General features: G+C 33.5%; 30 protein-coding genes and 1 pseudogene. 14 read left to right on the top strand and 17 right to left on the bottom strand.

All coding sequences use genetic code 11. The features are described 5' to 3' along the window. The first annotated feature begins 8 nt into the window (after positions 1–8). The 8 genes from ACZZ95_RS24240 to ACZZ95_RS24205 all read left to right on the top strand — a co-directional run bounded on the left by ACZZ95_RS24240 (position 9) and on the right by ACZZ95_RS24205 (position 8,526). Positions 9–440 (top strand): hypothetical protein, encoded by a 432-nt coding sequence (locus ACZZ95_RS24240; protein ID WP_463471048.1) that lies wholly within the window; start codon positions 9–11, stop codon positions 438–440. Then, positions 430–2,004, top strand: a complete 1,575-nt coding sequence (locus ACZZ95_RS24235; RefSeq protein ID WP_463471047.1) for a TlpA family protein disulfide reductase — start codon at positions 430–432, stop codon at positions 2,002–2,004. The genes ACZZ95_RS24240 and ACZZ95_RS24235 overlap by 11 nt, the downstream gene beginning before the upstream one ends. 21 nt (positions 2,005–2,025) lie before the next feature. Beyond that, positions 2,026–2,421 (top strand): hypothetical protein, encoded by a 396-nt coding sequence (locus tag ACZZ95_RS24230; protein ID WP_463471046.1) that lies wholly within the window; start codon positions 2,026–2,028, stop codon positions 2,419–2,421. 1 nt (position 2,422) lies between these two features. Further along, on the top strand, positions 2,423–3,415 hold the full coding sequence (locus ACZZ95_RS24225; RefSeq protein ID WP_463471045.1) for an alpha/beta hydrolase family protein: 993 nt from the start codon (positions 2,423–2,425) through the stop codon (positions 3,413–3,415). Positions 3,416–3,513: 98 nt separating this feature from the next. Then, positions 3,514–4,029 carry a protein-disulfide reductase DsbD N-terminal domain-containing protein gene (locus ACZZ95_RS24220; RefSeq protein ID WP_463471044.1) on the top strand — a complete coding sequence of 172 codons (516 nt, stop codon included), beginning with the start codon at positions 3,514–3,516 and terminating at the stop codon, positions 4,027–4,029. Beyond that, positions 3,965–5,539 (top strand): protein-disulfide reductase DsbD family protein, encoded by a 1,575-nt coding sequence (locus ACZZ95_RS24215; protein ID WP_463471043.1) that lies wholly within the window; start codon positions 3,965–3,967, stop codon positions 5,537–5,539. The genes ACZZ95_RS24220 and ACZZ95_RS24215 overlap by 65 nt, the downstream gene beginning before the upstream one ends. A 163-nt stretch (positions 5,540–5,702) precedes the next feature. Then, the gene (locus ACZZ95_RS24210) at positions 5,703–7,589 is read left to right on the top strand and encodes a M16 family metallopeptidase (RefSeq protein ID WP_463471042.1); all 1,887 of its coding nucleotides are present in this window, start codon (positions 5,703–5,705) and stop codon (positions 7,587–7,589) included. Continuing rightward, positions 7,570–8,526, top strand: a complete 957-nt coding sequence (locus ACZZ95_RS24205; protein WP_463471041.1) for a M16 family metallopeptidase — start codon at positions 7,570–7,572, stop codon at positions 8,524–8,526. The genes ACZZ95_RS24210 and ACZZ95_RS24205 overlap by 20 nt, the downstream gene beginning before the upstream one ends. A 189-nt stretch (positions 8,527–8,715) precedes the next feature. Here ACZZ95_RS24205 and ACZZ95_RS24200 read toward each other — a convergent pair whose 3' ends face one another. From ACZZ95_RS24200 to ACZZ95_RS24150, 11 genes and pseudogenes are all read right to left on the bottom strand, one after another. Continuing rightward, a complete protein-coding gene (locus ACZZ95_RS24200; RefSeq protein WP_463471040.1) occupies positions 8,716–9,117 on the bottom strand; it encodes a hypothetical protein in 402 nt (133 codons plus the stop codon). Between the two features lie 95 nt (positions 9,118–9,212). After that, on the bottom strand, positions 9,213–9,653 hold the full coding sequence (locus ACZZ95_RS24195) for a YceI family protein (RefSeq protein ID WP_463471039.1): 441 nt from the start codon (positions 9,651–9,653) through the stop codon (positions 9,213–9,215). 120 nt (positions 9,654–9,773) lie between these two features. Next, positions 9,774–9,941, bottom strand: coding sequence for a hypothetical protein (locus tag ACZZ95_RS24190; protein ID WP_463471038.1), 168 nt, complete (start codon positions 9,939–9,941; stop codon positions 9,774–9,776). Continuing rightward, positions 9,907–10,188, bottom strand: coding sequence for a hypothetical protein (locus ACZZ95_RS24185; RefSeq protein ID WP_463471037.1), 282 nt, complete (start codon positions 10,186–10,188; stop codon positions 9,907–9,909). The genes ACZZ95_RS24190 and ACZZ95_RS24185 overlap by 35 nt, the downstream gene beginning before the upstream one ends. Positions 10,189–10,207: 19 nt before the next feature. Beyond that, complete coding sequence (locus ACZZ95_RS24180; protein WP_463471036.1) at positions 10,208–11,050, bottom strand: DUF5777 family beta-barrel protein; 843 nt, start codon at positions 11,048–11,050, stop codon at positions 10,208–10,210. 7 nt (positions 11,051–11,057) lie between these two features. Beyond that, positions 11,058–11,465 carry an OB-fold protein gene (locus ACZZ95_RS24175; RefSeq protein ID WP_095954255.1) on the bottom strand — a complete coding sequence of 136 codons (408 nt, stop codon included), beginning with the start codon at positions 11,463–11,465 and terminating at the stop codon, positions 11,058–11,060. A gap of 40 nt (positions 11,466–11,505) precedes the next feature. Then, positions 11,506–11,898: a winged helix-turn-helix transcriptional regulator gene (locus tag ACZZ95_RS24170; protein ID WP_463471035.1), complete on the bottom strand. Its 393-nt coding sequence runs from the start codon at positions 11,896–11,898 to the stop codon at positions 11,506–11,508. 138 nt (positions 11,899–12,036) lie between these two features. After that, positions 12,037–13,818, bottom strand: a complete 1,782-nt coding sequence (locus ACZZ95_RS24165; protein ID WP_463471034.1) for a TonB-dependent receptor — start codon at positions 13,816–13,818, stop codon at positions 12,037–12,039. Continuing rightward, complete coding sequence (locus tag ACZZ95_RS24160) at positions 13,757–14,488, bottom strand: carboxypeptidase-like regulatory domain-containing protein (RefSeq protein WP_463471033.1); 732 nt, start codon at positions 14,486–14,488, stop codon at positions 13,757–13,759. The genes ACZZ95_RS24165 and ACZZ95_RS24160 overlap by 62 nt, the downstream gene beginning before the upstream one ends. Before the next feature lie 83 nt (positions 14,489–14,571). Continuing rightward, positions 14,572–15,471 carry a FecR family protein gene (locus tag ACZZ95_RS24155; protein ID WP_463471032.1) on the bottom strand — a complete coding sequence of 300 codons (900 nt, stop codon included), beginning with the start codon at positions 15,469–15,471 and terminating at the stop codon, positions 14,572–14,574. 49 nt (positions 15,472–15,520) lie between these two features. Next, positions 15,521–16,037 (bottom strand): annotated as a pseudogene (locus ACZZ95_RS24150) (RNA polymerase sigma factor). A 196-nt stretch (positions 16,038–16,233) separates the two neighbouring features. Here ACZZ95_RS24150 and ACZZ95_RS24145 point away from each other — a divergent pair. Then, positions 16,234–17,280, top strand: coding sequence for a hypothetical protein (locus ACZZ95_RS24145; protein ID WP_463471031.1), 1,047 nt, complete (start codon positions 16,234–16,236; stop codon positions 17,278–17,280). A gap of 252 nt (positions 17,281–17,532) precedes the next feature. Here the strand turns inward: ACZZ95_RS24145 and ACZZ95_RS24140 are convergent, their stop codons facing one another. From ACZZ95_RS24140 to ACZZ95_RS24125, 4 genes are read right to left on the bottom strand one after another with little or no spacing between them, the layout of a single operon-like run. Continuing rightward, entirely contained in the window at positions 17,533–18,609 is a 1,077-nt protein-coding gene (locus ACZZ95_RS24140; protein WP_463471030.1) for a PepSY-associated TM helix domain-containing protein, read from the bottom strand. A gap of 44 nt (positions 18,610–18,653) precedes the next feature. Beyond that, a complete protein-coding gene (locus tag ACZZ95_RS24135) occupies positions 18,654–18,809 on the bottom strand; it encodes a hypothetical protein (RefSeq protein WP_463471029.1) in 156 nt (51 codons plus the stop codon). After that, a complete protein-coding gene (locus tag ACZZ95_RS24130; protein ID WP_463471028.1) occupies positions 18,781–19,707 on the bottom strand; it encodes a TonB-dependent siderophore receptor in 927 nt (308 codons plus the stop codon). The genes ACZZ95_RS24135 and ACZZ95_RS24130 overlap by 29 nt, the downstream gene beginning before the upstream one ends. After that, positions 19,664–21,100, bottom strand: coding sequence for a carboxypeptidase-like regulatory domain-containing protein (locus ACZZ95_RS24125; RefSeq protein ID WP_463471027.1), 1,437 nt, complete (start codon positions 21,098–21,100; stop codon positions 19,664–19,666). Before ACZZ95_RS24125 ends, ACZZ95_RS24130 begins: the two co-directional genes overlap by 44 nt. 495 nt (positions 21,101–21,595) lie before the next feature. Here ACZZ95_RS24125 and ACZZ95_RS24120 point away from each other — a divergent pair, with 495 nt between their 5' ends. From ACZZ95_RS24120 to ACZZ95_RS24110, 3 genes are all read left to right on the top strand, one after another. Then, on the top strand, positions 21,596–22,297 hold the full coding sequence (locus tag ACZZ95_RS24120) for a hypothetical protein (protein WP_463471026.1): 702 nt from the start codon (positions 21,596–21,598) through the stop codon (positions 22,295–22,297). After that, positions 22,281–22,538 carry a LytTR family transcriptional regulator DNA-binding domain-containing protein gene (locus ACZZ95_RS24115; RefSeq protein ID WP_463471025.1) on the top strand — a complete coding sequence of 86 codons (258 nt, stop codon included), beginning with the start codon at positions 22,281–22,283 and terminating at the stop codon, positions 22,536–22,538. The genes ACZZ95_RS24120 and ACZZ95_RS24115 overlap by 17 nt, the downstream gene beginning before the upstream one ends. A 239-nt stretch (positions 22,539–22,777) precedes the next feature. After that, positions 22,778–23,797, top strand: a complete 1,020-nt coding sequence (locus tag ACZZ95_RS24110) for an acyltransferase family protein (protein ID WP_463471024.1) — start codon at positions 22,778–22,780, stop codon at positions 23,795–23,797. Positions 23,798–23,883: 86 nt separating this feature from the next. Here the strand turns inward: ACZZ95_RS24110 and ACZZ95_RS24105 are convergent, their stop codons facing one another. Continuing rightward, complete coding sequence (locus ACZZ95_RS24105; RefSeq protein WP_463471023.1) at positions 23,884–24,909, bottom strand: NAD(P)-dependent alcohol dehydrogenase; 1,026 nt, start codon at positions 24,907–24,909, stop codon at positions 23,884–23,886. 297 nt (positions 24,910–25,206) lie between these two features. After that, complete coding sequence (locus ACZZ95_RS24100) at positions 25,207–25,596, bottom strand: winged helix-turn-helix transcriptional regulator (protein WP_463471022.1); 390 nt, start codon at positions 25,594–25,596, stop codon at positions 25,207–25,209. 126 nt (positions 25,597–25,722) lie between these two features. Between ACZZ95_RS24100 and ACZZ95_RS24095 the strand changes: the two genes are divergently transcribed. Together ACZZ95_RS24095 and ACZZ95_RS24090 are read left to right on the top strand one after the other, a co-directional pair. Continuing rightward, positions 25,723–26,034 (top strand): nuclear transport factor 2 family protein, encoded by a 312-nt coding sequence (locus ACZZ95_RS24095; protein WP_463471021.1) that lies wholly within the window; start codon positions 25,723–25,725, stop codon positions 26,032–26,034. Beyond that, on the top strand, positions 25,952–26,161 hold the full coding sequence (locus ACZZ95_RS24090; protein WP_463471020.1) for a nuclear transport factor 2 family protein: 210 nt from the start codon (positions 25,952–25,954) through the stop codon (positions 26,159–26,161). Before ACZZ95_RS24095 ends, ACZZ95_RS24090 begins: the two co-directional genes overlap by 83 nt. Positions 26,162–26,208 lie beyond the last annotated feature (47 nt).

Raw genomic sequence — 26,208 nt, 5'->3', positions numbered from 1 at the left:
AAAATAATATGAAAAATTTCAAACTGATACTATTTGTTTTTAGTATTACAACAAGTTTATTTGCTCAAGACATAGCGATTAAGCTTTCGCCAGAGCATCCAAATCCGGGAGAAGAAGTTACGCTGACTTATGATGCATCTAATGGGCCTCTTGCCAATGCAAAATATGTAAATGGTGTAGTTTATACTTTCGATAACTTCAAATGGCTTATCAATGATATCACTTTAAAAGCCGACGGAAATAAAAAATGGACCACAAAAATGAAGCTTTCAGATCATGCTTCTTTTATCAATTGTGTTTTTAAATCGGATACAATTGTAGACCGAGGAGAAAAAGTACCTCACGCTTATATGTTTGCGCAAGTTCCAGGTGCTTATACAGGCTGGGGAATTTTGAGAAGCAGCCGCATTTCAGGACGAAGTTCCAAATGTGGTGCATGACAGTGCCTATATAAAAGAGGAAGTTGGGTTAATGTGGATTAAATACGAATTACAGTATCATCCTCAATCGCGTAATAAAGTTTTTTACTATGGTTTAAAATTAAAACAGCTTTCATCAAAAGAAGATCAATCGAATGTTATCAAGAAAGAACTTCGTTTTAATATGAATGAAGCTAATTTAAGTAATGTAACGCAATATCAAATCCAGAAAACATTGGGTTTAATGCCACAGCCAGAAAATAAAGTTTTTACAGACTCTGTTCAAAAAGTTTTATTGACTAAATATCCAAAAGGTGTTTGGGCGCGTGATATCGAAATTAAGAAAATCTTTATGGAATCTGATTTTGATAAAAAAATAAAGCAGTATGCTGAATTCGAAAAAAACTTTATGGCAGATAAATTCTTAGATGTTGTGACAGAGACGGAAAGTCTTTTCAGCGATAAATTATTTAAGGCTATTGCTTACAATTATATTGTAAAAAACAAAGATTACAATTTCGCTTTAAACAGCGTTAAAAAAGTATCATTCAATAATGTTTTAGATTATAGCTGGCACTTGGTTTCCATTCCTTTTAATAGACATGAAGAGGGAATCGAGAAGACAGATTTGGAAACACTAAAAAAATATGCGGATATTATAATTCCAGAAATGGAAAGCAGAGAAGCATTTGTACCTAAAGAATATGCGCAGAAATTATCTCTTAAAGAATGGCAGGCACAAACAATAAATTTCGCCGCAAGAGAATATTTTACGTATGCAAAACTTCAGGAAATCTTTAAAAACTATGATCTAGAAAGAAGATATTTGGATAAAATTAAATCATTTTATGGTTACAAAGATGCAAGTTACAACGAAGTGTATACCAGAATGCTTTTAAGAGAAGGAAAAACGCTTGACGCCAAAGAATTATTAGCAATAAGCATTAGAGAAAACAAATCGACTCCAGAAATGCTGGCTTCACTAAAAGCAATTTATTTAAAAGAAGGTGGAAAAGAAGCGGGTTTTGAAGCTTATGTTAATTCCTTTAAATCAGACACTAATATGCAGGAACACAAAGCCAAACTGATTGCAGAATTAATCAATATGCCAATAGAAGGTTTTGATTTAGAAAGCGACAAAGGCGTTAATGTAAAATTAGCTGATCAAAAAGGAAAAATCGTCGTACTTGATTTTTGGGCAATGTGGTGCGGACCATGTAAAAATGCAATGCCGGGAATGCAGATGGCAGTTGAAAAATACAAACAAGATCCTAATGTGAAATTTTATTTTGTAGATACGCAGGAATACATCAAAGATTTTAAAGCGCAGACACAAGCTTTTATTAAAGAAAAAGGATTTGACTTTACGATTTTGTACGATGGAAAAAATCCGAAAACTGGAAAGTTTGACCAAGTATATGAGAAATATGCTAAAGCCTTTCAATTTTCTGGAATTCCTGAAAAAATGATTATCGATCAAAACGGAAAATTAAGATGGAAATCTAATGGATATTTTGGAAGCCCAACAGAATTGGCCGACGAAATTTCGATCATCATTGAATATTTAAAAGCTGAGAAAAAATAATTTAGTTAAAGGTTAAAAAAAATGAAAATTGTTAATTTTTTATATCTCAGTATTTTACTATTGTGCTGTCAGATTGGTTTTTCGCAAACCATCTGGCAGGGACAATACCAGTCCTACAGAATTATTGTATCTGGAGATTTCGATACCAAAAAAGATTCGCTGTCCTTTAGTATTCCCGAATTAGGTTCAGAATGCAAAGTTGCTTTAAAAGTTGCCGCTGATAGTGTTTCTTTTAAAAATGACATGTATGGGTATACTTTTAAAGGAAAATACAATGCAGATAAAACTGAAGTTACAGGAGTTTTTAATAATTACTCGATTCCAAATGCATCAATTGTATTAAAGAAACAAAACAGTATACAGCCTTTGTTTTTTGCGCAAGCATCCGCAGAAACCGTATCCGTATCAAGTGATTGATATGACTTTTTTGGGTAAAACCACAAAACTTACTTACGGAGGAACATTGACACTTCCGCAAGGGAAAAAGAAATATCCGCTGGCTATTTTAATTTCTGGAACCGGACAGCATGACCGCAACTATACGTTCATGGGAAGAGAATCTTTTACCGTTTTGGCCGATTATCTGGCGCGTAACGGAATCGCCTCTCTTCGTGTAGACGACCGCGGATTTGGTAAAACAACCGGGGATTTTGAAAACGCTACAACTGGAGATTTTGCAAATGATATCGAAGAAGAAATAGCGTATTTAAAAAGTGACAAAAACATAGATGCATCTTACATTGGTTTAATCGGTCACAGCGAAGGCGGCATGATTGCCTCTATTGTAAGTTCTAGAAATAAAGATGTAAAATTCATGATCAGTTTATCTGGAGTAGGAGTTAGCGGTTTAGAAATGCTGAACCTTCAAAATACATCGATTTTAAAAAGCTATAATTTTACAGATAAAGTAGTGGCAAAGCAGATGGAAATGTACAACATCATGTTTAAAGTAGTGTATGATACAAAAGATAGTGAATCTGCAAAACCTGCAATGGAAATAAAATTGAAAGAATGGATGCAAGAAGAAGACTCTACAATTCTGAAAGAAATTCATATGTTGGACGGACGTGATAAGGATTTCTTGTATCGATATGGAAAAGATGCTGACAGAAAATGGTACCGTTACACCATTCATTACAATCCAGAAAATTATCTGCCAAAAATTACGATTCCGGTATTTATAGCAAATGGAGATAAAGATATTCAGGTTCCGGCTGTAGAAAATGTAAATTCATTTAAGAAATACCTCGGAACAAAAGATCTTACGACGAAAATTTATCCGGGCTTAAATCATATGTATCAGCATTGTACAACTTGTACGCAAAAAGAAGTCAAAGAATTAGATGAGGTTTTTGCACCAGAGGTTCTCGATGATATTTCGAAGTGGATTTTAGTTCGTTATAAAAAGTAATAGTTTGTCACCCTTAGCGATCTCGAAGCTTCGGGATCACTAAGGGTGACAAAACGTTAAGCAATCTGAAATCTAAAAAAAAATCAATTTTCTTTACCATGAAAAAATTAATTCTTTTTATCGCAATTTTCTTTGCGATGCATAATCTTACTGCCCAGATTTACGACCCCGTATCGTTTAAAACATCTGTAAAAGAAGTTGATAACGCTAGTTATGAATTAAGCATTACAGCGCAAATAGACAAAGGCTGGCACATGTATTCGCAAAAAGTTCCCGCAAACGGACCAATGCCAACCAGTTTTGTATTTGCGAAATCTAAAAATTATACAGCAAAAGGAGGCGTTGTTGAGCCAAACGGACACGAAATTGATGATCCGATTTTTAATATGCGCATCAAACTTTTTGAAACAAAAGCTGTTTTTACACAAAAAATAGAAAGAAAAAATAACGATGCTTTTAAGGTTAAAGCAACTATAGAATTTATGGTCTGCAATGATCAAAGCTGTTTACCGCCAACCGAAAGAGAATTTGTTTTTGAGATTCCGAAAGGTGCTTGCGAAAGAAGAAGTAAAAGTGGCAGAAACGGTTCAAACAGATACCATTGTTCCTATTAAAGAAGATACAATTACGACAGAAGTTCCTGTGAAAACAGAAATAAAAAAAGAGGTTGTATCGCTTCAAAAAAATGAAAATACAGCAAAGGGAGAAAATATCTGGAGTATTTTTTTATTAAGCTTTTTAGGAGGATTAGTCGCTTTGTTAACACCTTGTGTTTTTCCAATGATCCCAATGACGGTTAGTTTTTTTACCAAACAAAGTAAAAATAAAGCGACCGGAATTAGAAATGCTTTAGTATATGGCGTTTTCATCATTATTATTTATGTGGCTTTAGGAACATTGGTAACCACTATTTTTGGTGCCGATGCCTTGAATGCACTGGCTACAAATGTGGTATTCAATTTAATATTCTTTTTATTATTAGTTGTTTTTGCCATATCATTTTTAGGAGCATTCGAAATTGTTTTACCAAGTTCATGGCTTACTAAAGTCGATAATAACTCGCAAAAAAGCGGTATAATCGGCATCTTTTTTATGGCTTTGGCGCTTGCTATTGTATCCTTTTCATGTACGGGGCCAATTGTGGGAACATTATTAGTTCAGTCGGCTAGTCAGGGCGGGTTAGCACCTGTTATCGGAATGTTTGGTTTTTCATTGGCAATCGCTTTACCGTTTACACTTTTTGCCGCTTTTCCAGGATGGATGAATTCACTTCCAAAATCGGGAGGCTGGTTAAATTCGGTAAAAGTAGTTTTAGGATTTTTAGAATTGGCTTTGGCTTTTAAATTTTTATCCAATGCCGATTTGGTTTTGCAATTGCATTTATTAGAAAGAGAAACCTTTTTAGCAATTTGGATAGCCATTTTTACAGCCTTAACCTTTTATTTATTTGGAAAAATCCAGCTTTTGCATGACTCGCCTGTAACACATCTTTCTGTAGGAAGATTGAGTTTCGGAATTGTAGTTCTCGCTTTTACCATTTATTTAATTCCGGGATTATGGGGCGCACCGCCGCAATGGATCAGCGGATTTCCTCCTCCAAAACAATACAGCGAATCGCCAAACGGAATCGGAATGTCGGCATCGTCAAATACAGTCGCAACAATTCTGCCTGAAGGTGCAGAAGAAGGTCCAAACGGAATTACGGTTTTCAGAGATTATGATTTAGGATTGGCTTATGCTAAAAAAGTTAACAAACCCGTAATGCTTGATTTTACCGGATTTGCCTGTGTAAACTGCCGTAAAATGGAAGAACGCGTCTGGCCTGATCCGCAGGTTTTATCACAATTAAAAAATGATGTAATCGTAATTTCATTATATGTAGATGACAAAAGACCACTGGAAGAAAAGGAGCAGATTATCTCAAAAATTACTGGAAAAAAATTAAAATATATCGGTCAGAAATGGAGTGAATTTCAAATCCTGAAATACAAAACAAATGCCCAGCCGTACTACGTTTTAATCGATCATAAAGGCGAAAACTTAAATCAGCCTACAGCTTATAATCCTGATATTCCATTTTATACCAATTGGTTGAAAGAAGGTGTTGGGAACTTTAAGAAATAGTTTTAAAAAAGCTGATAGTAAAGTACAGCTTGTCAATTTCGACGAAGGAGAAATCGCACACATAACTCGACAAAGATTAGTGATACACTATACGGAGTTTCTAGTGTGATCCTTCCTTCGTCAGGATTGACAAAATGATGGAAAAAAAAATAAAAAATATCAAATGAAATTATTTCAAACACAATATCTATTCCTCATACTTTTATGTTTTGGGATTAAAAGCAACGCGCAGTTTTCGACCACGATTCCGCTTAGTAAAGAGGTGGCTTCGGGAACTTTAAAAAACGGAATGAAATATTATGTGCTTCATAATGAATGGCCAAAAGATCGTGTCAGTTTCTATTTTGCTCAAAATGTGGGAGCCATTCTGGAAAACGACGATCAAAACGGATTAGCACATTTCCTGGAGCACATGGCTTTTAACGGAACTCAGAACTTTGAAGGAAAAGGAATTATCGATATGCTGGAGAAAAAAGGAGTTCGTTTTGGTGCTGATATTAATGCTTATACGGCGCAGGATCAAACGGTTTATAACTTGAGTAATGTACCTTCTACTGATGATAAATTAGTAGATTCCTGTCTTTTAGCCCTGCACGACTGGTCTGGTTTTCTTTCTTTAAAAGAAGCAGAAATTGATGCAGAACGCGGTGTGATCAGAGAAGAGTGGAGAACAAGAAGAGACTCAGATTTCAGACTTCGTTTAGAAACCGATAAAACCCTGTTTAAAGGTTCTAAATATGCAAAACGTGATGTAATTGGCGATTTAAATATCATCAATAATTTTGAATATAAAGTTCTTAGAGATTATTATAAAAAATGGTACCGCCCAGATTTACAATCTGTTATTGTAGTTGGAGATATTGATGTAAAACAAGTAGAGCAAAAAATTATAGATATTTTTTCTTCTATAGAAATGCCAAAAAATCCTGCTGAACGTTATTATGTTTCGATTCCGAAAAATAAAGGAATCGAATATGTTTTAGCAAAAGATAAAGAAGCGCAGGAAACAGCAATAGTTCTTTACTATAAAAAAGATTTTGATAAAGTTAAAAACACAGCAAACATCAGAAAAGATTTGGTAGATAATCTATGTACAGATATGATGAACAGGCGTTATCAGGAATTTATTCAGAATAACGAAACATCGGTTTTGAAAATGGCCGGAGGAGCTTCAGAAGTGTCGAGATTAAGCAATTCATACAGCTTATATGTGGTTCCGAAAAACAATAAAACAACAGCTGGGTTTAAAGAATTAATGATCGAAACCGAAAGAGCTGTTCGTTATGGTTTTACACAAAAAGAATTAGACCGAAATAAAGAAGGAATTTTAAGTTATTATGAAGATTTACTTCAGAATAAAGACAAAATCAACAGCGATGAATTTGCAGAAGAACTAGTTAATTATTTCTTGAAAGCGGTTCCGTTTGAAAGCATTGAAACGCAATATGAAAACATTAAAAAACGTCTGGCTTCGATTACACTTTCTGAAATAAATGAGGCTGTAAAAAAACTGCAGACCACTGATAATATTGTTTTAACAGTTACGGGTCCAGATAAAAGTGATGTTATTTATCCGTCAAAAGAAGAGTATCTAAGCATTATGGCATCGGTAAAAAAAATGCCTTTGGAAAAATACAAAGAGACAGATACAGATCAGCCTTTGATTACAGCAGAACTAAAAGGTTCTAAAGTATCTAAGGAGTTTAATGTTGAGGGAATTGCCGGTGCAAAAGGGTATGTTTTAAGTAACGGCGCCAAAATTATTTTGTATCCAACCACTTTAGCAAAAGATGAAATCTTGTTTTCTGCATTTAGTAAAGGAGGAAGTTCTATACTTAAAACAGAAGATATTCCATCTTCACAAATTGCGGTCGGTTTAGTAGAAAGTTCCGGATTAGGTAATTTTAAAAGTACTGACTTACAGGATAAACTAAATGGAAAAATTGTAAGCCTGAAACCATACATAACAGAATTGACGGAAGGTTTTAAAGGTTCGAGCAATCAAAAAGATATAGAAACTTTGTCTGCAATTGCTTTATTTGTATTTTGAAAATCCAAGATTTGATAAAGATTCATATGCAAGAATGCTGACCAGTTTTAGCAATTCTTTAGAAAATCTCGCAAATACAAATCCGAAAGTGTTTCAGGATACTATTTCGCTTTTAAATTCAAATCGCAATAAAAGGGTACCGCTTTTTAATGAAGCATTTATCAAGCAGTTGAGTTTCGAAAAAGCATCAGAAATCTATAAAAACAGAATTAAAAATGCGACCGATTTTACTTTTGTTTTCACCGGAAATCTTCCTGAAAATACGCTTTTCTCGCTTGAAAAATATATTGGTAGCATTTCATCTGACAACAGTAAAACGGAAAATTTCGTAGACAATCATATCAATCCTGCTGATGGAATTTCGAAACAAGTATTAATTCGTGAAATGAATGTGCCAAAGGCGAGCGTTTACATCCGATTTTTAAAAGAGTTTCCGTATACCTATAAAAATGTATTTACGCCGCATATTTTATCTGAATTGTTATCTAAAAAATACTTGGATTTGATTCGTGAAGAAGAGGGCGGAAGCTATGGTGTAAATGTTTCTTCAGTCGTGAGCAGACTTCCTTCTGATGAATATTCGATGACCATTAATTTTGATGCTGATCCTGAAAAAGAAGAAAAGCTGACCAAAATTGTTTACGAACAAATTGAATTAATGCAAGAAAAAGAGGTAAAAGAAGAAGACGTTCAATCTGTAAAAAATACAGTTTTAAAATCAAGGGCCGAAAAAGTTTTAAGCAATGGTTTTTGGCTGGCTAATTTAAATAGTATGTTTTTAAATAATGAAGAATTTAAAGATGATACGATTTACAAGAAAACCCTAAACGAAATTACTCCTGCAGATATAAAAGCTTTTGCCAAACAGTTTTTTGCCAAACCAAAAACGGTTGAAGTAATTATGAAATCGAAAACTCAGAGTACTAATGCTCAATAACAATAAAAATGGTTTTTCATTGATTTTTATTTTGAAGTATATGAATTAGTAAGCTTGTACATTACACTTGAAAAACCTAAAAGAGCTGTTTTGCCAACAGCTCTTTTTTAGTTTTTTAGATTTATAACTTAGAAAAGGATCAGATTATGCTGTTTTACTTGTTCAAAATTTCAATAAAACAGCAAATAATTATATTGCCCTATTTTGGCTAAAATGCTTTAGAATTTGTTTTGGCGCTCCAATAACTTCTCCTTTTCGAGAGTCAAACCATTCTATTTCTTTGGTTACTTCCGCACAGCATTCGTTTTTGGAGTTGAAAAAACTACTTTTAATATTGATTTTATCCGCTATATAACAATGTTTGAGTTCAACAAAAAAGTGTTCCGTAAACATGAGGTCTTTATAGCAGACAAATACATGATTTCCTTCGTGTAAATCGAGATTTAAGATATGGAGTTTCTCTTTTGAAAATCCGTTTCGAAATAAAAAATGATAGAATAATCGAACGGTATATGAAATGTATGAATCGCTTTCCATAACCATAAAATCATTCACATCTTCTCCGGTAACAACATAATTTTTGCAGATCATTTTGTTTGAATTGAAGTTAAAAAAAGAGGCCGGCTTAATACAAAACCGACCCCAGAACATAGTCATGTTTAATGATCTTCCAAATCAAAAGACTTTTATTTAACTAATAAAAAATTGTAGTTGATTTTTATTTTATCAGCGATTTTCTTTCTAACAAGACTTGGTATTTCGATGTCAAAATCTTCTGGTTTTACTTCAAAAGAACCAATTGTATTAAGTCCGTTTGTTGCTTTCGAAATTTTCATGATTACAGTTATCGGTTTTGTTTTTCCGTGAATAGTAAGATCTCCTTTTAAAGTAAAATTTTTAGGCGCGTTTGTGATTTTAGAAATATCAAAATCCTCTATTTTTCCTTTTAAAGTGGCTTTTGAAAACTTTTCAGATTCCATGTAATTTTCGTTAAAATGCTCTTCCATTAAAGCGACTTTAAAGCGGAAACCTTTTATGAGAACCAAAGAAGCGAAATCACCTGTTGACTGTTCCAAAACTGCCGATACCGATTTGTTTTCTGCGGCGATTTCTTCATAAGAAGGCACAGTAGCCTGAAATTTTATATTTCCTGTTTTTGTAATTAATTTTTGCGCAGTTACGTTTTGTGTTACAATAATAATTGACAGCGACTGTAAAGAAATTAATGAATGATTTTTTCATGATATTTAATTTTCTTTTAGTCCGTCAGTATTCCATTTTACAACCAAGTCAATATTAGCCTGAGACATTCTTCCTCCTTGAGGCATAAGTCCCTGCTGACCGCTTTGCAATTGAATTCGGCCTAATAAACCAGCACTTTCAACAGTCGCTTTTACTTGGGCATAAGTAACCAAAGGTCTGAAAGCAACGAGATCTTCCGCTTTGATGACAGCTGATACAATTGGCATCAATAATTGATTTTACATCTTTAGTATAAGTAATTGAAGTAGTTGGAGTCGTAGGAGTTGTCGGATCTGTTGGATTCGTTGGGTTTGTCGGTGTCGTTGGGTTTGTTGGTGCTTCGATATCTTGAACAGTATCAGAATCACTACAGCTTGCAAAGGCGACCAATAAGATTGTAAGTACGATTGTTTTTTTCATGATCAGTTGTTTATAGTTATTAAAATACTCGGTATAAGTTAAATCCGAAGAAGAAATCTCCTTTGCCCCAGTCCCCGCTCGCATTTGTGAGGTAACCGCTTTCACTCATCGATTGTGAGTTGGTAAATATTAATTGAAAAACGTGTCCGCCTGTTTCTACATCAAGACCTACGGAAAGTGGATTTTTATAAAAGTCTGGTTTGTCAAAATTGTGCATATATTCTAAATTCACAGATAATCTTTTAGTGATTTTATAACGTCCGCCTCCGCCAAAAGAAAACTGATTATCTCTTTCGATATCAGGATTATAAAGGTTTTTGTGTATAAATGATGGAACTAATTCTACTGACAGCTTTTCACTAACTTTTCTAGAGATCAGCAATTGCTGTACGTAGATCATACGATGCTTAAATTCTAAACCTGGATATTGTTCTTTTTCTAAAAAAGTATTGATATCAGCAACGCTGTATCCAACAATGTCCAAAGGAAAATTATCGCCTTGTCTTGTCAACCTATATTTAAGTCCGGTTTCGTACATTTTATTCAACGTATGTCTCGACAGACTTACTGATAACCAGTCTGTAACCCCATAAATTCCGCCTAACTTTGTAGTCGCATTGTCAAGACCAAAAAAACTGTCAAAACCATCTTTAACAGTTCCAAATCGGTGTGAAACCACAAAATAGAATTCTTTTTTTGCAGGCATTTTGGTAGTCTGCGGCGTCACGAGCTGTAAAGCTTTGAAAGTTGCACTGGAATAATTTTCTTCTACCTGAGTAGAATCAAGACTATTCAGTAAATCATCTTGCGAGTATGCCATGGTCGCCAGAAAAAGGCAGATTGGAACTAAAAATTTCTTCATAAATTGATTATTTGATTTGTTTGTTTATTAATGTGCACTGATCTAATTTGACTTCCTGAAATAATTCATCATAGCCAATACATTTTCCTTTAACCGTTACTTTTGTATTGACCAGCTCGGCTTTTATTTTTTGATTGAAGAGACAAAAAACGTTACCCTCAACGGTATTTACAGAATCTGTTTGTTTGGTAACTACGCCGGTAATTTCAATAGTTTTGTTGAGGTATAAGGAATCTGCTTTTTTAGGATTTGAGTTGTAATCATCAAGGAGTTTTACCGCTGTTATTTCATAATCTGGCGCCTCTGATTCTATATTACGGGCTTCTTTAAATAGAAATCCGTAATAAAAATAGATACCGGCTGAAACTGCTATCAATAGTATCGCTGTAATAATTGCTGTTTTTTTTCTTTTCATATGATGGTTTGTGGGGTCAGTTTTTTAATTAATAATTGCTTTATTTTGATGAAGAGATTTCATTACGCATTTTATTCCTGTGCAGAATACCAAAATCCCGTAACGATTTTAAAATGGGTTCAAGCGAGAAGCTGTAGTCTGTTAATTGGTATTCCGTCTTGGCTTGACTTTGGGCATTTGGTTTTTTTTCAACAAATCCGTTTAGCTCCATTTCCTTTAATTCATGAGCTAAAACTTTTGAAGTAATTTTGTGTACTTCTTTTTGAATTTCAGAAAACCTTTTATTGCCTTCCATCAATACTAAAGTGATCGGAATTCTCCATTTTCCGTTTATAATATATAGAGCATCCATGATAGGTACGATTTCAGATTTGTATTCTGACGCGGTGCTTATCGCCGATGTATTGTTTGTTGAATTTTCTAGAGTTTTCATGTCAAAAGCTGTTCGATCAAATTATGATTCTATAAATGAAACAGCCTTGGTGCAGATTACCCTACCAAAGAATTGATGTTTTTTGAAAAAAAATAAAAAAGAAGAATAAGAGTTCTTAAAACTCTTGTAGAAATGGTGTTAAAGAGAAACTCTAAAACTCACATTTGGAGTTCTTTGTAAGGCGAATGTTTCAACTTCTTCTATAGAATTTGTTAGGGAACTTATTCTATAATATTCGCTGATTTCGTTTTTCCTATTTAAGATATTTAAAATAGAAATTCCTATTTTGTATTGAATTCCATCTGCAGTTTCCCACTTATAAGTAGAGGAAATGTTAACCTGCGAAAAGATATGCAAGTTGGTACTGTTTGGTTTATTGTATAACAAAACAGGATCTGATGGATTAAATTGAGAAAGATCGGGAGATGTTTTGGGTCTGCCCGAAGACCATTTTGTTCCCAAAGCAATTTTAAAATTGTTTTTCTCGTAAATTCCTGCCCAAGAAACCGTATGCATTAATTGAAAATTATTGGGAAAAGTTGGGTATTCATAATTAGCAAAATGATAATTATTATGGTTATACGTATAGCTCAACCAAGTTAGAAAGTGATTCATTTTTTTCTGAACCAGCATTTCTGCTCCCCAAATTTCATAGTCCCCCGTTGTTCTCACAAACTCCAACTGGTTCTGAAAACCCTGACTGGAAGTTGTAATACCGCTTACTTTTTTGTAGAAATTTTCGATATCCAGAAGCCAGTCATTTTTTTTGTAAAATAAATTTAAAGATAACTGCCTGCTTCTCTGAATAGGGATTGTAGTATTATTGGAGATAATCCAGCGCCTTTTTTCAATACCGAAATAATCTTTTTGTAAATCAATTATTTGTTGTGAATTCTGACTTTTCATCTCGCCGAGCAACTCTAAATTTAGATTTTTATTAATGCCGTAGCTAAATTGCAAGCGCGGTTCTACAATGTATTTTTTAAATTTTTCAATATAATTAATTCGCGTTCCCGCTTTAAAATAGATTTTGGAAATCGTGTCGTTGTATTTTCCTTCAACAATAAAAGCATGAGTTCTCAAAACGTCTTTAACTTTACGATAGAAATCTGGATTAACTACCTGCTCCAGATTAGTAATACCAATTTCATTAAACTGATAACCATCGTTTAAGCTGAATTTAGAGTTAATAATATGATTGTTCTCTAAATTAACTCCATTATTGTTAACGGTATTTTCCTGAATTACAACTTGGTCTGCAAGAGTTGTTTTTTGGTTCGCCAAAAGTTCATAAGAAGAATTGTAAATATTAATTTTCGTAGTGTTGAAGTTGTTCCAGTTTCTTTTCCATAATAAATTTCCACCGTAATTCTGCTGGCGCAAAACATTGTTTTCAGATTTATTGATGTCGTAAACAGTCGCACTTTGAAAAACTTCCAGATTATCTTTTATGGTAATCAAATCTAAAATTAACTGATCTTTTGAGCCTATTTTTTGCGCGTACTTCAGCGTAGCATCATAGAAACCAAATTTTTTATCACTCTTATAATCTATATTTTGATTTTGAGAAAAGTCAGTAATCGTGGTGTTTTGAAATATTTTGTCGAAATATTCCTTGTAAGTAGGAGTTTCTACAAAATCTGTAATCGACTTACGTGACGAAATTTCGATATAACTTTTTTTCGAAAGATTGTACTTTGCATAAACATCAGCATTAATCATATTGATTCCCGCGCTAAAAGCATTTTTTTCTGCTGTTTCAGGATTAGAACAAATCGCTACAACACTGGAAACGCTTTCTCCATAAAAAGCAGAACTGCCATTTTTGTAAATAGAAATCGTGTGTGCCAGATTTGGGTTAAAAACAGATATTAAACCAAAAAAATGTCCCGTTTGAAACATTCGTATTCCATTCCACAAAAACAAATTTTGATCGTGCGTGCCAGCCGCGTACATTGATGCTCGATACACTTTCGTCCAGACTGTTTACGCCTGGAATTTGCTGCATAGTTTGTAAAGCATCCGGCTCAATAAGCCCGGGCAGAATACCAAATTTTTTGGGTTTAATTTGAATAGATCCATCAGCATTTTTTGAAATCCCAGAAGCTAAAATAGCATTAGTTTTAATCTCATGAAGTTCTGTAATTTCAGGCTCTAAAACAATCTGAAGGCAATTTTTGGAACCTAAACTTCCTGCTGTAATTCTTTTAGAAACAAAACCAACGTGACTAATTATAAAAGTATTTCTGTCTTCTTTAGGAAACTCAAAATAACCTTCTGAATCGGTTGTAAATTGAGTTTTGTTAAGTAAGCTGATATTCACATTTTCTATGGGTTTTTTATCCAAAGCAGAGAAAACATAACCGCAGATTATTCTTTGTTCACGCTCTTTTTTATAAATATTGATGAATTTGTTTCCAATATTTTCAAAAGATAAATTGGTTTTTCTAGAAAGATATTCCAGTTTCTGATCTAGTGAAAGCGACTTTTTCGGAGGATTTAATTCCAGATCTGCAATATTATCCTCGGTATAATTAAAACTAACCCCATGCTGTTTTTCAATATCAATTATTATTTTTTTAAAAGACACAGCTTTTCCTTTGTCCTGACCAAAAAGATTGAGGACAAGAAAGAAAAGAAAAACAAAAAATGAAATTGTCTGGGGCGCGACATTTATTTTTCGTCAAAAATTATTTTATTTCCAGAGGCTTTTTTGGCCTCTAAATGATAGGTTGTACTAATAATCTGCAAGGCTGTATCTAAGTCTTTTGCTGGTAATTTTCCAGTAAATAGAGAAATAGAATCTTTTGTATTTAATTGAATTTTAATATTGTATTGTCTTTCAATTTCGTCTAAAAGACTTCTAATGTTTTCTTTATAAAAACATATTTGATTGTTCATCCATTCCGGCTTCAAGGAATTCACCGTTATTTTAATTTCTTTTCCATTTTCAAAACTTACGCTTTGTCCGTGAGTTAATAGAATTTGAGTTGCGACATAATTTACTTTTACTCGACCTTCATAACACACCACATCAAACCTGTTTTTTCTGACTTTAACATTAAATTGAGTTCCTAAAACGGTTACTTTTCCAAGACGCGTTTCTACTTCAAATTTTTGACCTTTAGCGACTTTAAAATATGCTTCTCCTTTAAGTTTCAAATGTCTGTTGTTGTCCCAGTTCCATTTTTTATAATTGATTTCAGAACCTGAGTTTAGTACTACTTCCGAATTATCGGGTAACGAAAAAGTAGTTTTTTCTCCAAAATCTGCTGTTTGTGATTCGGGTATGAAAAAATTCATTACAAAGGTAATTCCAAGCGCTAAAACAAATATTGCAAGTACTTTAAACATCATTTTTTTGTATAAAGGAACTACTTTTGGAGTCGTTTTTTTCTGGCTCAAAATGGTAGAAAGCATTGCATTTTCATCGAAATCATTTACTTCTAAATGATTCGTATACTCTTTAATCTTTTTATATTTTTCAAAATCGGGATCCGCCTCAAATGCCGCTAATTCATCCGGAGATAAATCATCATTGAGCCATTTTGCTAATAAGCGATTTTTTTTCATTTTATCGTATTATTTAATTAAAACAATTAGAACTAAATTTACCCTACTTTTATAAATCAATTTCTTTGCGTAAGCTTAACAAAGCCAAATGAATGCGTTTTTCGACCGCTTTCACGCTGATGTTTAACTCTAAAGCAATTTCACTGTACTTTTTACCGTCTATTCGATGCATTAAGAAAGCGGTGCGTTGTTTTTCGTTTAAGTTTTCGATGGCTTTCAAAAGTTTGGACTGAAATTGTTTTTCTTCCAAAAGATATTCCGGACTTTCATTTGTTTTATCTAAACCGGTAAAGTTTTTTTCATACCTCAAAACCACTTTTTGGTGCGCAATTGCATTAAGACTGCTGTTATTTGCAATGGTGTAAATGTATGATTTTGCTTTTTCTAGTGGTACCGAAGCGCAGTTCTGCCAAAGTTTTACAAAAGCTTCCTGAGCGACATCTTCTGCTTGGTCTATGCTTGCCAAATTTGTAAAAAAGAAAGTTCCGAAGTGCTTTTATATGACTTTTGAAGAAAGATGAAAAAATGATTTCATCGCAAGTATTAGATTCGTTTTTAGATGGCATTTAGATTTTCAATTTGTACGACGCAAAAGTATTTGTTTTTAATTTAAGTAGGGTAAAAGCAAAGCTGATTGTTTTATAGAAGATTAAAATGCTATTGGCTTTTGATAATTTAGTATTGAAGAAGATACTGTAAGCCTTGCTGTTAATTTAGTAAAAAAACTTTTCTTTAAATTATTACCTTTGTAAAAATATAAATATGTTCCTTTTGAAAAAATATTTATCAATCGCAGTTTTAATGTTCTTACTGTTTTCCTGCCAAAGCGAAACATATGAGCAGAACGATAATGCGCAAGGAACAATTACCAGTGTTTCGCCGCTTACCACTTATCTGCAAAGGGTTGCGATGGTTAAAACCGTACAGGATAATATGATCGACGGATCTAGTTATTGTACCATAAAACTTCCGTATACCATTACTGTAAATAACGAGCAGATTGCAGTAAATACTACCTCAGATTATCAAAAAGTAATCGATAATATTAACGCCAGTACTTATGACGATGATATTGTAAAAATAGATTTTCCTGTAACGATGGTATACTATAATTACATCGAAAAATTTATTCCCAATCAGGCAGATTTTGATTCTTTAATCGATTATTGGAATTCGTATCCAGATCTTTTATCTAAAATTAACGGCTTAAATATCAATTATCCTATAACGATTAATATCTATAACAGCGCCAGCCAAATTGGAAGTTCTCAAACTATAATAAGCGATCAGGCATTTTTTAATTTTATTAAAAATTTAAATGACAGTCAGTATATTTCTTTAAAATATCCAATTGCTATTGCAGATTACAATGGGCAGACAAAGGCGATTACAAATAATTTGGAGTTCGAAAATGCTATTAAATATGCTATTGATTACTGTCCCGAAAATAACATTGTAACACTTGATTTTGTACAAACCATTACAAACGGCTCTTGGGAAATTCCTTATTTTTTTGATGGTTCTGTAAAGACTTCAAATTACAGCGGCTATTCATTTGTTTTTAAAAGTGACAAAACAGTCGTGGCCACCAATGGGACAGTTACAGAGACAGGGCAGTGGGAAAGTACCATTCAATATGGTGTTGGAGAATTGAAACTGAATTTCACATCTCAATTACTTGGAAAATTGAATTTTAATTGGAAGTTATTTGAGTTTACTAATTCTCAGATACGTTTACGAGATACAGGTACTACGACTAGTTATCTTTACTTCCAAAAAAGAGCAAATTCTTCTCTGAGTTACTACTAAAATTTTGTGATTTTTTTACCGCAAAGTCGCGAAGTTTGCGTAAGCTTTGTTAATTTATTTCACGCAAAGTCGCCAAGTTTTTATAAGCTTTGCTAACTTATTTCACGCAAAGTCGCTAAGGCGCAAAGTGCATTATCTTTGCGACTTCGCGACTTTGCGTGATTAATAGAAAACCTTGCGAACTTTGCGAAAAACCTTTGCGCTCGTTGCGGTAAAAACCTTTTTACTTTTTCTTCTTCCTTCCCAGCCAGATCAACAATCCCGTAATAGGCAGTGTCGCTGCAAAAGGCATACCAAAAAAGCTATAATTTTTGTTGGATAACCATAAATACTTCCTGTATGAATAGGATAAATAAGACGTCGCAAATTATCGCCATTACTAAAAGATTCGTAAGGTTTTGTTTTTAAAAGGTCGCCTGTATATTTATCAAAATACGCCAAACTTGAAATATTCGGAATCGATTTTTCAAGATTGAGTTTAATGACCATTATACTGTTTATAGTGTCTGAAGGAATTCTGATTTGCGTATCTCCTTTATAGGTATATATACTGTCTGTTTTTGAAAATATGTTTTGATAAAAGAACGTTTTCTCAAGTTTAGGATCGACTTTTGTCGGATTTTCTACTTTTGCCGAAGGCTTTTTGGTGGTTCCATCTGCCAATAAATAAATCCCGCTTTCAAACCATTTAAAAGACCATGTTAGTCCTGTCAGCGATATTGTTAGAAGAAATAAAAAGCTGTAGAAACCAAAATTCGAATGAAAATCCCAATTAACTCTTTTAAAAGAAGCACTCCATTTTACGGTTAATCTTTGCTTAAGGTTTTTTATTTTTTTCGGCCACCATAAAATAAGACCCGAAATGAGCATAAAAGCAAAAATAAGACAACTACAGCCGGTAATAAATTTGCCAACTTCTCCTAAAATTAAATGCCTGTGCAAATCAAGTACAACAGAGAAAAACCTGCTTTTTTCAGGAACTGACGCTAATACTTTTCCAGTATATGGATCGATAGAGAAAATCTGATCCTTTTTGTCGGCGTCGGTTCCAGAAATAATTACACTTCTTTCCGGATCGTGATAAGTTTGAATGCGATCTAATTCCGTTATTTTATATTTTTTCTGAATGGCATTAACGTAAAAATCTACAGGTATTTTTTTTGTTCCGACAGTCGAAACTTTATAAAATTCAGGATTTATGAAAGCATCAATTTCTTTTTCAAAAACTAAAATGCTTCCAGTTAGAGCTACTATAAATACAATAAGCCCGGACGAAAGTCCGAGCCATAAATGTAAAAAACCAATGTTTTTTTTAAATGTTTTGTTCATGTAAAAGGATGCGGAAAAATATTTCCAAATATAATTAAAGCTTTTTAAAACGAGTAACCAAGAGTTAAAAGCCAGTTTGAAGGCGCACCTGGGAACAAACGAATAAAATCATAACCACCAACCCAATAGGTTTTGTTTAATATGTTATTAGCATTTACCTGAATTTTAAATTTATTGATGTTGTAATACAATGCAGACATTAAATAAAGTGTAACCTGGAATTGTCTGAGTGTCTGTTTGGCTTAATGTACGCGTAGTGGCAAAATTAGTTCCAAAACCAAGACCAAAATCTTTTAACGCTCCGTCTGTAAAATTATAACGTGTCCATAAATTTCCCTGCTGACGAGGCGTGTTTGGTTTTTGTCTTCCAATTTCAGATTCGATTGGACTATCAGAAATTGCGGCTTCGTTATATGAATAAGCGACAGAGATACTCCAGTTTCTTGTGATATTTCCGTTCAAATCAATTTCGATACCTTTAGATTCTTCTTCACCTATCGCACGCATTAAATCAGGATTTGTTATATCGTTTGCCGGATATAAAGTGTTTTTCTGCTGAATTTTGAAAACCGCAACGGTTACAAAAAGTTTCTCTTTAAACCATGAAGATTTTCCTCCAAACTCAATCATATTGCTTTCTAACGGATCGAAAGGCCCTCCAGCATTTGGATTTGATAAAGAAGAAGCCGTCTGCGGATTGTATCCTTTTACATAAGTTCCGTATAAGTTAATATTTGGATTTAGCGTATAAGTAAGTCCAAAACGCGGTAAAAACGAGTGTTGTTTTACTTTGTTTTCTGCGACTTTTTTATAGTTTTCCTTATCCGTGTATTCGTCGTAACGCACTCCAATTAAAGCCTGAAATGCACCAAATTTAATATGATCCTGAAGGTAAACTCCGTACAATGAATAAAAAGTAGGATCAAAAGGGCGAGCCGCATAAAAATACTTACTCATGTCTTTTAACTGTTGTGATCCAGACGGATTGGTCAAGTCAAAATGCGCTACGTTTGGTACCGGATTTCCTTTGGCATCCAATAAATAATTAGCTTTATTAGCAGGGTTGTAAGTTGCAATTGATCCAGTATTGGCGAGCATTTCTATATCCTGTCGCCTGCAGTTGCGAACCTCCCGCTGGCACTTGCTCTTGCGCATAATCGTAACCCAAAATCAGGTTATGGTCTAAAGCTCCAGTTTTGGCTTCGTATTTAAAAAAGGTCGAAAGATTATCAATATAGCGTTTACGTTTACGCATAAAAACCTGCATTTCAATAGAAGTTGGAATCGTAGTTCCATCGCCCGCAGAGGCATATTTATTAGCACCGCGATGCTCTAAAAGATCTTCTGTATAACCTGTTCGGATATAAGATCCAGAAAATGATAAACGATCTGAAAACTGATGATTTAAGGAAGTCGTTACAATGTAAGTTTCTTCATTTAAATAATCATTTGTAGAGTTTAAAGAGTTGGATGTTTTGGTAGAGTATAAATTATTTTCATACGTCGATTGTCCACGATCCAGTATACTTTTTGAACTTGTATAAATTAAATCAAAATTCACACTGGTTTTGTCATTTGGAAGAAAGGAAAGGGAAGGAGCAAGGACAATATTTTTATCAAATTGTAAATCTCTAAAAGAATTCGCATTTTCATAACCTAAATTCAATCGGTATAAAAGCGATTTATCTTCAGTCAATGGTCCTGTAAAATCGGCCAAAGCTCTTAAAGTATTAAAACTTCCGGTAGAAAAACTCACGCTGTTAGCCGCCTGATCCAAAGGTTTTTTGGTAACTCTGTTTATAACTCCTCCAGGAGAAGCGTTTCCAAACAAAGCAGAAGAAGGCCCTTTTAAAACTTCAACACGCTCCAGATAATTGGCAAGCGACTGTTTCCAGAAACCTGTAGAAGTTCGCATTCCGTTAAGCGACTGTGTGTTACTTCCTCCGTTTATTCTAAAACCTCTAATCGAAATATCATCATAAAAAGTAAACTGACTTACCCCGCTGAAGTTTTTTACCACTTCGCCTACGCGGATAGAACCCTGATCTGCGATTAACTCTTTGGTAGCATAAGATACTGCCTGTGGTAAATCTTTCAGAGCAATTTCTGTTTTTGCTCCTATAAACGATTTTGTATTTCGATACGATTTCTCTTTACGTCCTGTAATTTCAACTGTTTGTAAAGTATTGATGTTTTCTTTTAAAACTACAGAGAGATCAAGACTTTCATTTTCATTTAGTTCGATGTTTTTTTGTTCAACAGTAAATCCCATTGCCGAGAAATAAACGGTATAGCTTCCAGCGGCAAGGTTACTGATTTCAAAATTTCCTTTGTCATCAGAAACTGTATTTTTTTTAAGACTTTTTATGGAAACCGAAGCATAGGAAACAGCTTCGTTATTTTCGGAAACAATTTTTCCGGTAATTTTGGCATTCTGAGCCAAGCCAATATTAAAAACGGCAAGCGACAATAATGAGAATGTAAACTTCATGGCGGTTATTTATTTTTAGACCGCAAATTTATATCTATTTAGATTAAATCCAAATAAGATTTTTTAAATAACAATTTTCTGCTTCCCGATTATGTCTTTTTTATGAACGCGATTTGTTATTTTGATAAATTCAATTTTTATAATTTGACATACTTTAAAATAAAGAACTGAGTTAGAAAATATATCTTTTTTTAGTTGTTAAAGTGTTTATTCATAGTAATTAATGGGTAATTTTAGACTAAGTATTATTGTTTTTTGTTTCCAAATTAGGAGTAGTGAATCCTAAAGTTTAAAATTGAAATCGCTTAAGAAATAGAGCTAAAAGCAGTTACCTAAAAGTAAGTGACTTTTAATTAAAAGATGATAAAAATAATAGAATGTCTTCTTTTTTAGCTTTTTTCTGTCAGGAGGAATATATTTTATTGCTTCCAAATTAGAAAAATGACCTAAAGTTTATAGAAAGAGATTTTTCTATTTCAACAAAAAAAGCAAGCCATGCTATTTTTTGTATTTTTAAACCCAAAAAAGCATATGACATTTTACATCAATACAGAACATTTAAGAAAGGAACTTGCATATCCAGATCGATATCAGTCTCAAAATCTTATCAAAAGCTCTGTTATTGTGTTTTTTATCATTCTAATATTTCTGTTATTGTTTAAACCATTTGGAGTCTACGATCCAGAACTCAAGATGCATTATTTGTTCATTTGCTTTTTTCATGCTTTAGTTCCGGCACTTATTTTATTTGTGTATTTCAGGATATTGAATTATTTCAGAAAAACGAGAAATCAAACTAAATGGACTTTACTGCAAGAATATATTCAGATAGGAGTACTATTAGTGTTAATTGGCACAGGAAGTTTCTTGATACGGGATTTACTCTATAACAATCCCAACAACTGGTCATGGAATTATTTGTTTGAAGAAATTAGAAATTGTCTTGTTGCGGGTATTTTTTTCTATTTTTTTCTGAGATTATCTAGTTTCTATTTTGAAGCAAAAAAAGGATCTCCATTTGTTCTTCAATTTATTCCGCTGGCAGTTGAGCCAGAAAAAACAATTTTTAAACCTAATCTTTTTATAAGTACACAGGTAAAGCAAGATGACTTCAGTTTAGATATAGATCAATTACTTTTTGCAAAAGCAGATGGTAATTATATCGAGTTAACTAAATTTGATGGTACGCCAAATTAGTACAGAAGTAAAAAGAATTTCTTTAACTCAATTTGAAACTCAGGTAACCAATTATCCGCACTTTTTTAGATGTCATAGAACCTATTTAGTCAATATGTTTAAAGTTGAAAAAGTATCTGGAAATTCTCAAGGCTACTTATTATCCTTTAATGAAACCAGTATAAAAATACCCGTTTCCAGAAAACAAATTGATAGTTTTAATAGCTATTATCAGGAGCTCCGTAATAAATATATCGCTTAAGCTTGTTGCTCGTCACAAAAGCTTGTTGCCAGTAACAAGCCTTACTGTGCCTGTATTTTCCTGTTGTATGTTTGCCATCAATAACGCTAAATCAATTTATTATGTCAACAGCAGCCTATTGCCGCAACTACCAATGTTTCTTCTTCAAATAAGTTACTATACATAGACAATATTAAAGTTCTATTGACCATATTAGTTGTACTTCACCACACTTTTATTGCTTACAGTTCTTCTGACGGATGGTATTATACGGAACAAACCAGTATCATTGCAAAGCACGAATTCCGATGACATTGTTTGTAAGTATTAATCAATCTTTTTTCATGGGGTATTTCTTTATGCTGGCGACTTATTTTACCGGTTCTTCGTATTCCCGTAAAGGAACTTCTAAGTTCATTAAAGATCGACTTCTCAGATTAGGAGTTCCAATACTTTTTAACTCGTTTATTCTTTCCCCATTCATTTCGTACATTGTCTATTATTTTGCAAAAGGGCATCATATCAACTATTTTCATTATCTAAGTTTATATGACAGCTGGATTGATCTTGGAGTTACGTGGTTTGTTGCCGCATTACTATTATTTGTTTTGGTATATGTCGCGGTCAAAAGAATCTTTAAGGTTCGTTTTAACAACTCTTTAAAAACACCAAATTCAAAAACGATATTCTTATTTATTTTGGCATTGGGAATTTTAAGTTTTTTGGTCAGAATCCAATTTCCTGTGGGCTGGGTTCTTGATCCAGTCGGTTTTCAGCTGGGTCACTTTCCGCAGTACATAGCTTTGTTTGTTGTTGGATTAATAGCGGCAAAAAACAATTGGTTTGAACAGTTTTCTGATAAAATGGGAAGACAATTTAAAATATCAGCATTAGTCTCTTTATTGTTTTTCTCTGTATTCATTATAATCAAATTTACACTTAAAACTCCTTCGTCTTGGTTTTCTGGCGGTTTTCATTGGGAAGCATTATTATATGCCATCTGGGAACAGTGGATTGGACTTTCAATATTAATAACGATCTTAATTAAAGCAAAAAGAAGCTGGAACAATTCGTCTAAATTACTTACTAATGCATCCCGTTGTAGTTTTGCCGTTTACATTTTTCATCCGTTGGTAATTGTTGTTTTCACTGTAGCGTTAAGAAACTGGACTATAGATCCTGCCGTAAAACTTTTAGCTGTGGCCCCTTTAATAGTAGTTGGCAGTTTTGTACTTGGATCACTTATTTTACTAATTCCTGGAGTAAAGAAAATCATTTAATTATAAAAAAATGGCGCCAACTGTTTTCAGTTGACGCCATTTAGTATTCGGGTAGTGAATATTAGAATATGATTTTAATTTTGAAATTACGGAATCAATACTGCACGTCCTTTTATTTTTCCTTGGCGCATTTTGTCGTAAACTTCGTTAGCCTGCTCTAAGTCAAACTTTTCAATTTCAATATGGATTTTTTCCTGTCTAGCCAGTCCTACAACTTCCATAAGTTCCGTACGAGATCCCCAATATGGATTGGTCATTGTAACACCAAAAGGCAGTCCGTTCATACTGTATTGGTAATATCCGCCGCCTAAGCCCACTATTGTTAAATCTCCATCCATACCTACAACTTTAGTTCCCAGTTCAATTGTAGAAGTTGCTCCCACAAAATCTAAAATTACTTTAGCTTTTTTGATTCCGGTAATTTTTAAAATTTGTTCTGCCGCATCTGCGTCTTTAGAATTAACTGTATGGGTCGCACCCAGTTCTTTGGCAAACTCTAATTTATCTTCCGTAACGTCGCATGCGATTATTGCGACACCCGATATTTCTCTTAAAATCTGTATAGCAACATGACCAAGGCCGCCGACTCCAATAACAACCACATATTCATCAGCCATAAGTTTAGGCAGTGATCTCTTAATTGCAGAATAGGGGGTCAGCGCCGCATCAGTTAATGGGGCAACAACTACTGGATCCAGGTCATAAATTGGCACTAATAATCTAGAAGATGGAACAAGCATGTATTCCGCCATACCACCATTCAAACCAAGTCCTCCGCCATAACCTAGTTCACTTTGATGATCACAATAATTTTCTTTCGACTGCTGGCATGGTTTACAATGTCCACATCCCCACGGTCCATAAACCAGTACAGCGTCACCTTTTTTATAATCTTTTACAGTTTCACCAACAGCTTCAATCCATCCAGCGTTTTCATGGCCAAGGGTAAATACAAGATCTCCAACAGTTCCTTCATCAATAATATGAAGATCAGAATGGCAGACTCCCGCTCCTCCAATCTTTAACAGAACTTCATCTCCTTTAGGAACTGGTTTTTCTAAATCGTTAACAACTCTTACGTCTTTATGTCCAAAATAGCGTACTGCTTTCATAATTTAATGCTTTTATGTTAATGCTTCATTAAGAAGCAATTTACGAAAAAAAAGTGGAGGGCAGGATCGTTATGATTTTAAACTTATGTTAAACGTTGTAGTTTTTTTATAATCTTTGAAGGTTAATACAATAGTTTTTATTTTGTATTTAAAGAGTACTATGCGACTGATTTAGCAGTTTAGTTGAAATAAAAAGTTCAGCTAAGGTAGAAGTCAAATTAAGACTAGTTTTAATTAATATGGTGGTTTCTGCATAATGGTTTATTGCAGATATCTACTTTGACTTTTTATCATTTTTTAGTTTTCCAGAAGACGATTCGCTTTTAATTTTTTTCTCGATGCTCGCATTCCCCATTTGGTCATTGCTCCAACAACTTCTTCAAGGGTATGACTATAAGGAAGCAGTTCGTACTCTATACTTACAGGATAGCCATTTTCTACTTTTTTGATGATAAAACCATTCATTTCCAGTTCTTTTAATTCGCTGGAAAGAACTCTTGCAGAGATTCCAGTAACCTGCCTTTGAATTTCGGTAAATCGTTTATTTCCTCTTGCCATCGCAATTATAATCATTAGTTTCCATTTACCGCCAATCGCATATAAAGCATCTGAAACTGCCATTAAAACTTTATGACATTCATCTGTAAATGCTTTGTTATCTACTTGGTTTTCTTGTGTTTCATTCATAACTATGCTGTTTGTTACCTGCTAACCTTTAGGTAATTACTAATAAAATGTAAGCAAATATAATATAATTTTGACTCGTAATAAATACAGAAAATAATTTTTCAATTTTAATTAAACAACAAAATTATGACGCTAGAAATTTTAAGAACAAAAGAAGATTTAAGAAACCTTATTGACGATTATGCCTATTTAAGTGATGACAAAAAAATCGCTGACGTAATGAACCTATTCACACCAGATGTTAAATATAAAGTCTACATGGGTGGCGCGTTGGTGGCCGATGTTTCTGGAAGAGAAAGTATGGAAAAAGATTTCAACCATCATGCTTCTCTGGTTAAAACCTATTTTACATTAAATGGGCAACGATACTGTAAAGATCGACAGCGAAACCGCTACGGGAGTTTCTTTTACTCAAATCAAAATGATCAGAGATGTTGAAGGAAAAGATATTTTGACTGATTACAGTGTAAAATACGATGACAGTTATGTGTTTCAAAATGGAAAATGGTTGATCAAAGACCGAGTGGCTCATTTCCTTATTATCGAATCGAGACCCGTTTCTTAATATTTATCTTTATAAAAAGCTTTGTAATCTAATTTTGATTTCAAAGC

The organism is Flavobacterium sp. AC267, from assembly GCF_979258715.1.
The sequence above is the reverse complement of the archived record's forward strand: the minus strand, read 5'-3'. Positions and strand labels throughout refer to the sequence as shown.

What these genes read in the sequence shown, in the direction of transcription:
- ACZZ95_RS24220 (WP_463471044.1), top strand. Translation starts at nt 3,514, where the DNA reads ATGAAAAAATTAATTCTTTTTATCGCAATTTTCTTTGCGATGCATAAT.
- ACZZ95_RS24140 (WP_463471030.1), bottom strand. Translation starts at nt 18,609, where the DNA reads ATGAACAAAACATTTAAAAAAAACATTGGTTTTTTACATTTATGGCTC.
- ACZZ95_RS24120 (WP_463471026.1), top strand. Translation starts at nt 21,596, where the DNA reads ATGCTATTTTTTGTATTTTTAAACCCAAAAAAGCATATGACATTTTAC.
- ACZZ95_RS24200 (WP_463471040.1), bottom strand. Translation starts at nt 9,117, where the DNA reads ATGATCTGCAAAAATTATGTTGTTACCGGAGAAGATGTGAATGATTTT.
- ACZZ95_RS24230 (WP_463471046.1), top strand. Translation starts at nt 2,026, where the DNA reads ATGAAAATTGTTAATTTTTTATATCTCAGTATTTTACTATTGTGCTGT.
- ACZZ95_RS24115 (WP_463471025.1), top strand. Translation starts at nt 22,281, where the DNA reads ATGGTACGCCAAATTAGTACAGAAGTAAAAAGAATTTCTTTAACTCAA.
- ACZZ95_RS24155 (WP_463471032.1), bottom strand. Translation starts at nt 15,471, where the DNA reads ATGAAAAAAAATCGCTTATTAGCAAAATGGCTCAATGATGATTTATCT.
- ACZZ95_RS24240 (WP_463471048.1), top strand. Translation starts at nt 9, where the DNA reads ATGAAAAATTTCAAACTGATACTATTTGTTTTTAGTATTACAACAAGT.
- ACZZ95_RS24090 (WP_463471020.1), top strand. Translation starts at nt 25,952, where the DNA reads ATGGGCAACGATACTGTAAAGATCGACAGCGAAACCGCTACGGGAGTT.
- ACZZ95_RS24180 (WP_463471036.1), bottom strand. Translation starts at nt 11,050, where the DNA reads ATGAAGAAATTTTTAGTTCCAATCTGCCTTTTTCTGGCGACCATGGCA.
- ACZZ95_RS24175 (WP_095954255.1), bottom strand. Translation starts at nt 11,465, where the DNA reads ATGAAAAGAAAAAAAACAGCAATTATTACAGCGATACTATTGATAGCA.
- ACZZ95_RS24225 (WP_463471045.1), top strand. Translation starts at nt 2,423, where the DNA reads ATGACTTTTTTGGGTAAAACCACAAAACTTACTTACGGAGGAACATTG.
- ACZZ95_RS24210 (WP_463471042.1), top strand. Translation starts at nt 5,703, where the DNA reads ATGAAATTATTTCAAACACAATATCTATTCCTCATACTTTTATGTTTT.
- ACZZ95_RS24185 (WP_463471037.1), bottom strand. Translation starts at nt 10,188, where the DNA reads ATGAAAAAAACAATCGTACTTACAATCTTATTGGTCGCCTTTGCAAGC.
- ACZZ95_RS24100 (WP_463471022.1), bottom strand. Translation starts at nt 25,596, where the DNA reads ATGAATGAAACACAAGAAAACCAAGTAGATAACAAAGCATTTACAGAT.
- ACZZ95_RS24170 (WP_463471035.1), bottom strand. Translation starts at nt 11,898, where the DNA reads ATGAAAACTCTAGAAAATTCAACAAACAATACATCGGCGATAAGCACC.
- ACZZ95_RS24125 (WP_463471027.1), bottom strand. Translation starts at nt 21,100, where the DNA reads ATGAAGTTTACATTCTCATTATTGTCGCTTGCCGTTTTTAATATTGGC.
- ACZZ95_RS24110 (WP_463471024.1), top strand. Translation starts at nt 22,778, where the DNA reads ATGGTATTATACGGAACAAACCAGTATCATTGCAAAGCACGAATTCCG.
- ACZZ95_RS24105 (WP_463471023.1), bottom strand. Translation starts at nt 24,909, where the DNA reads ATGAAAGCAGTACGCTATTTTGGACATAAAGACGTAAGAGTTGTTAAC.
- ACZZ95_RS24130 (WP_463471028.1), bottom strand. Translation starts at nt 19,707, where the DNA reads ATGCTCGCCAATACTGGATCAATTGCAACTTACAACCCTGCTAATAAA.
- ACZZ95_RS24135 (WP_463471029.1), bottom strand. Translation starts at nt 18,809, where the DNA reads ATGTCTGCATTGTATTACAACATCAATAAATTTAAAATTCAGGTAAAT.
- ACZZ95_RS24145 (WP_463471031.1), top strand. Translation starts at nt 16,234, where the DNA reads ATGTTCCTTTTGAAAAAATATTTATCAATCGCAGTTTTAATGTTCTTA.
- ACZZ95_RS24095 (WP_463471021.1), top strand. Translation starts at nt 25,723, where the DNA reads ATGACGCTAGAAATTTTAAGAACAAAAGAAGATTTAAGAAACCTTATT.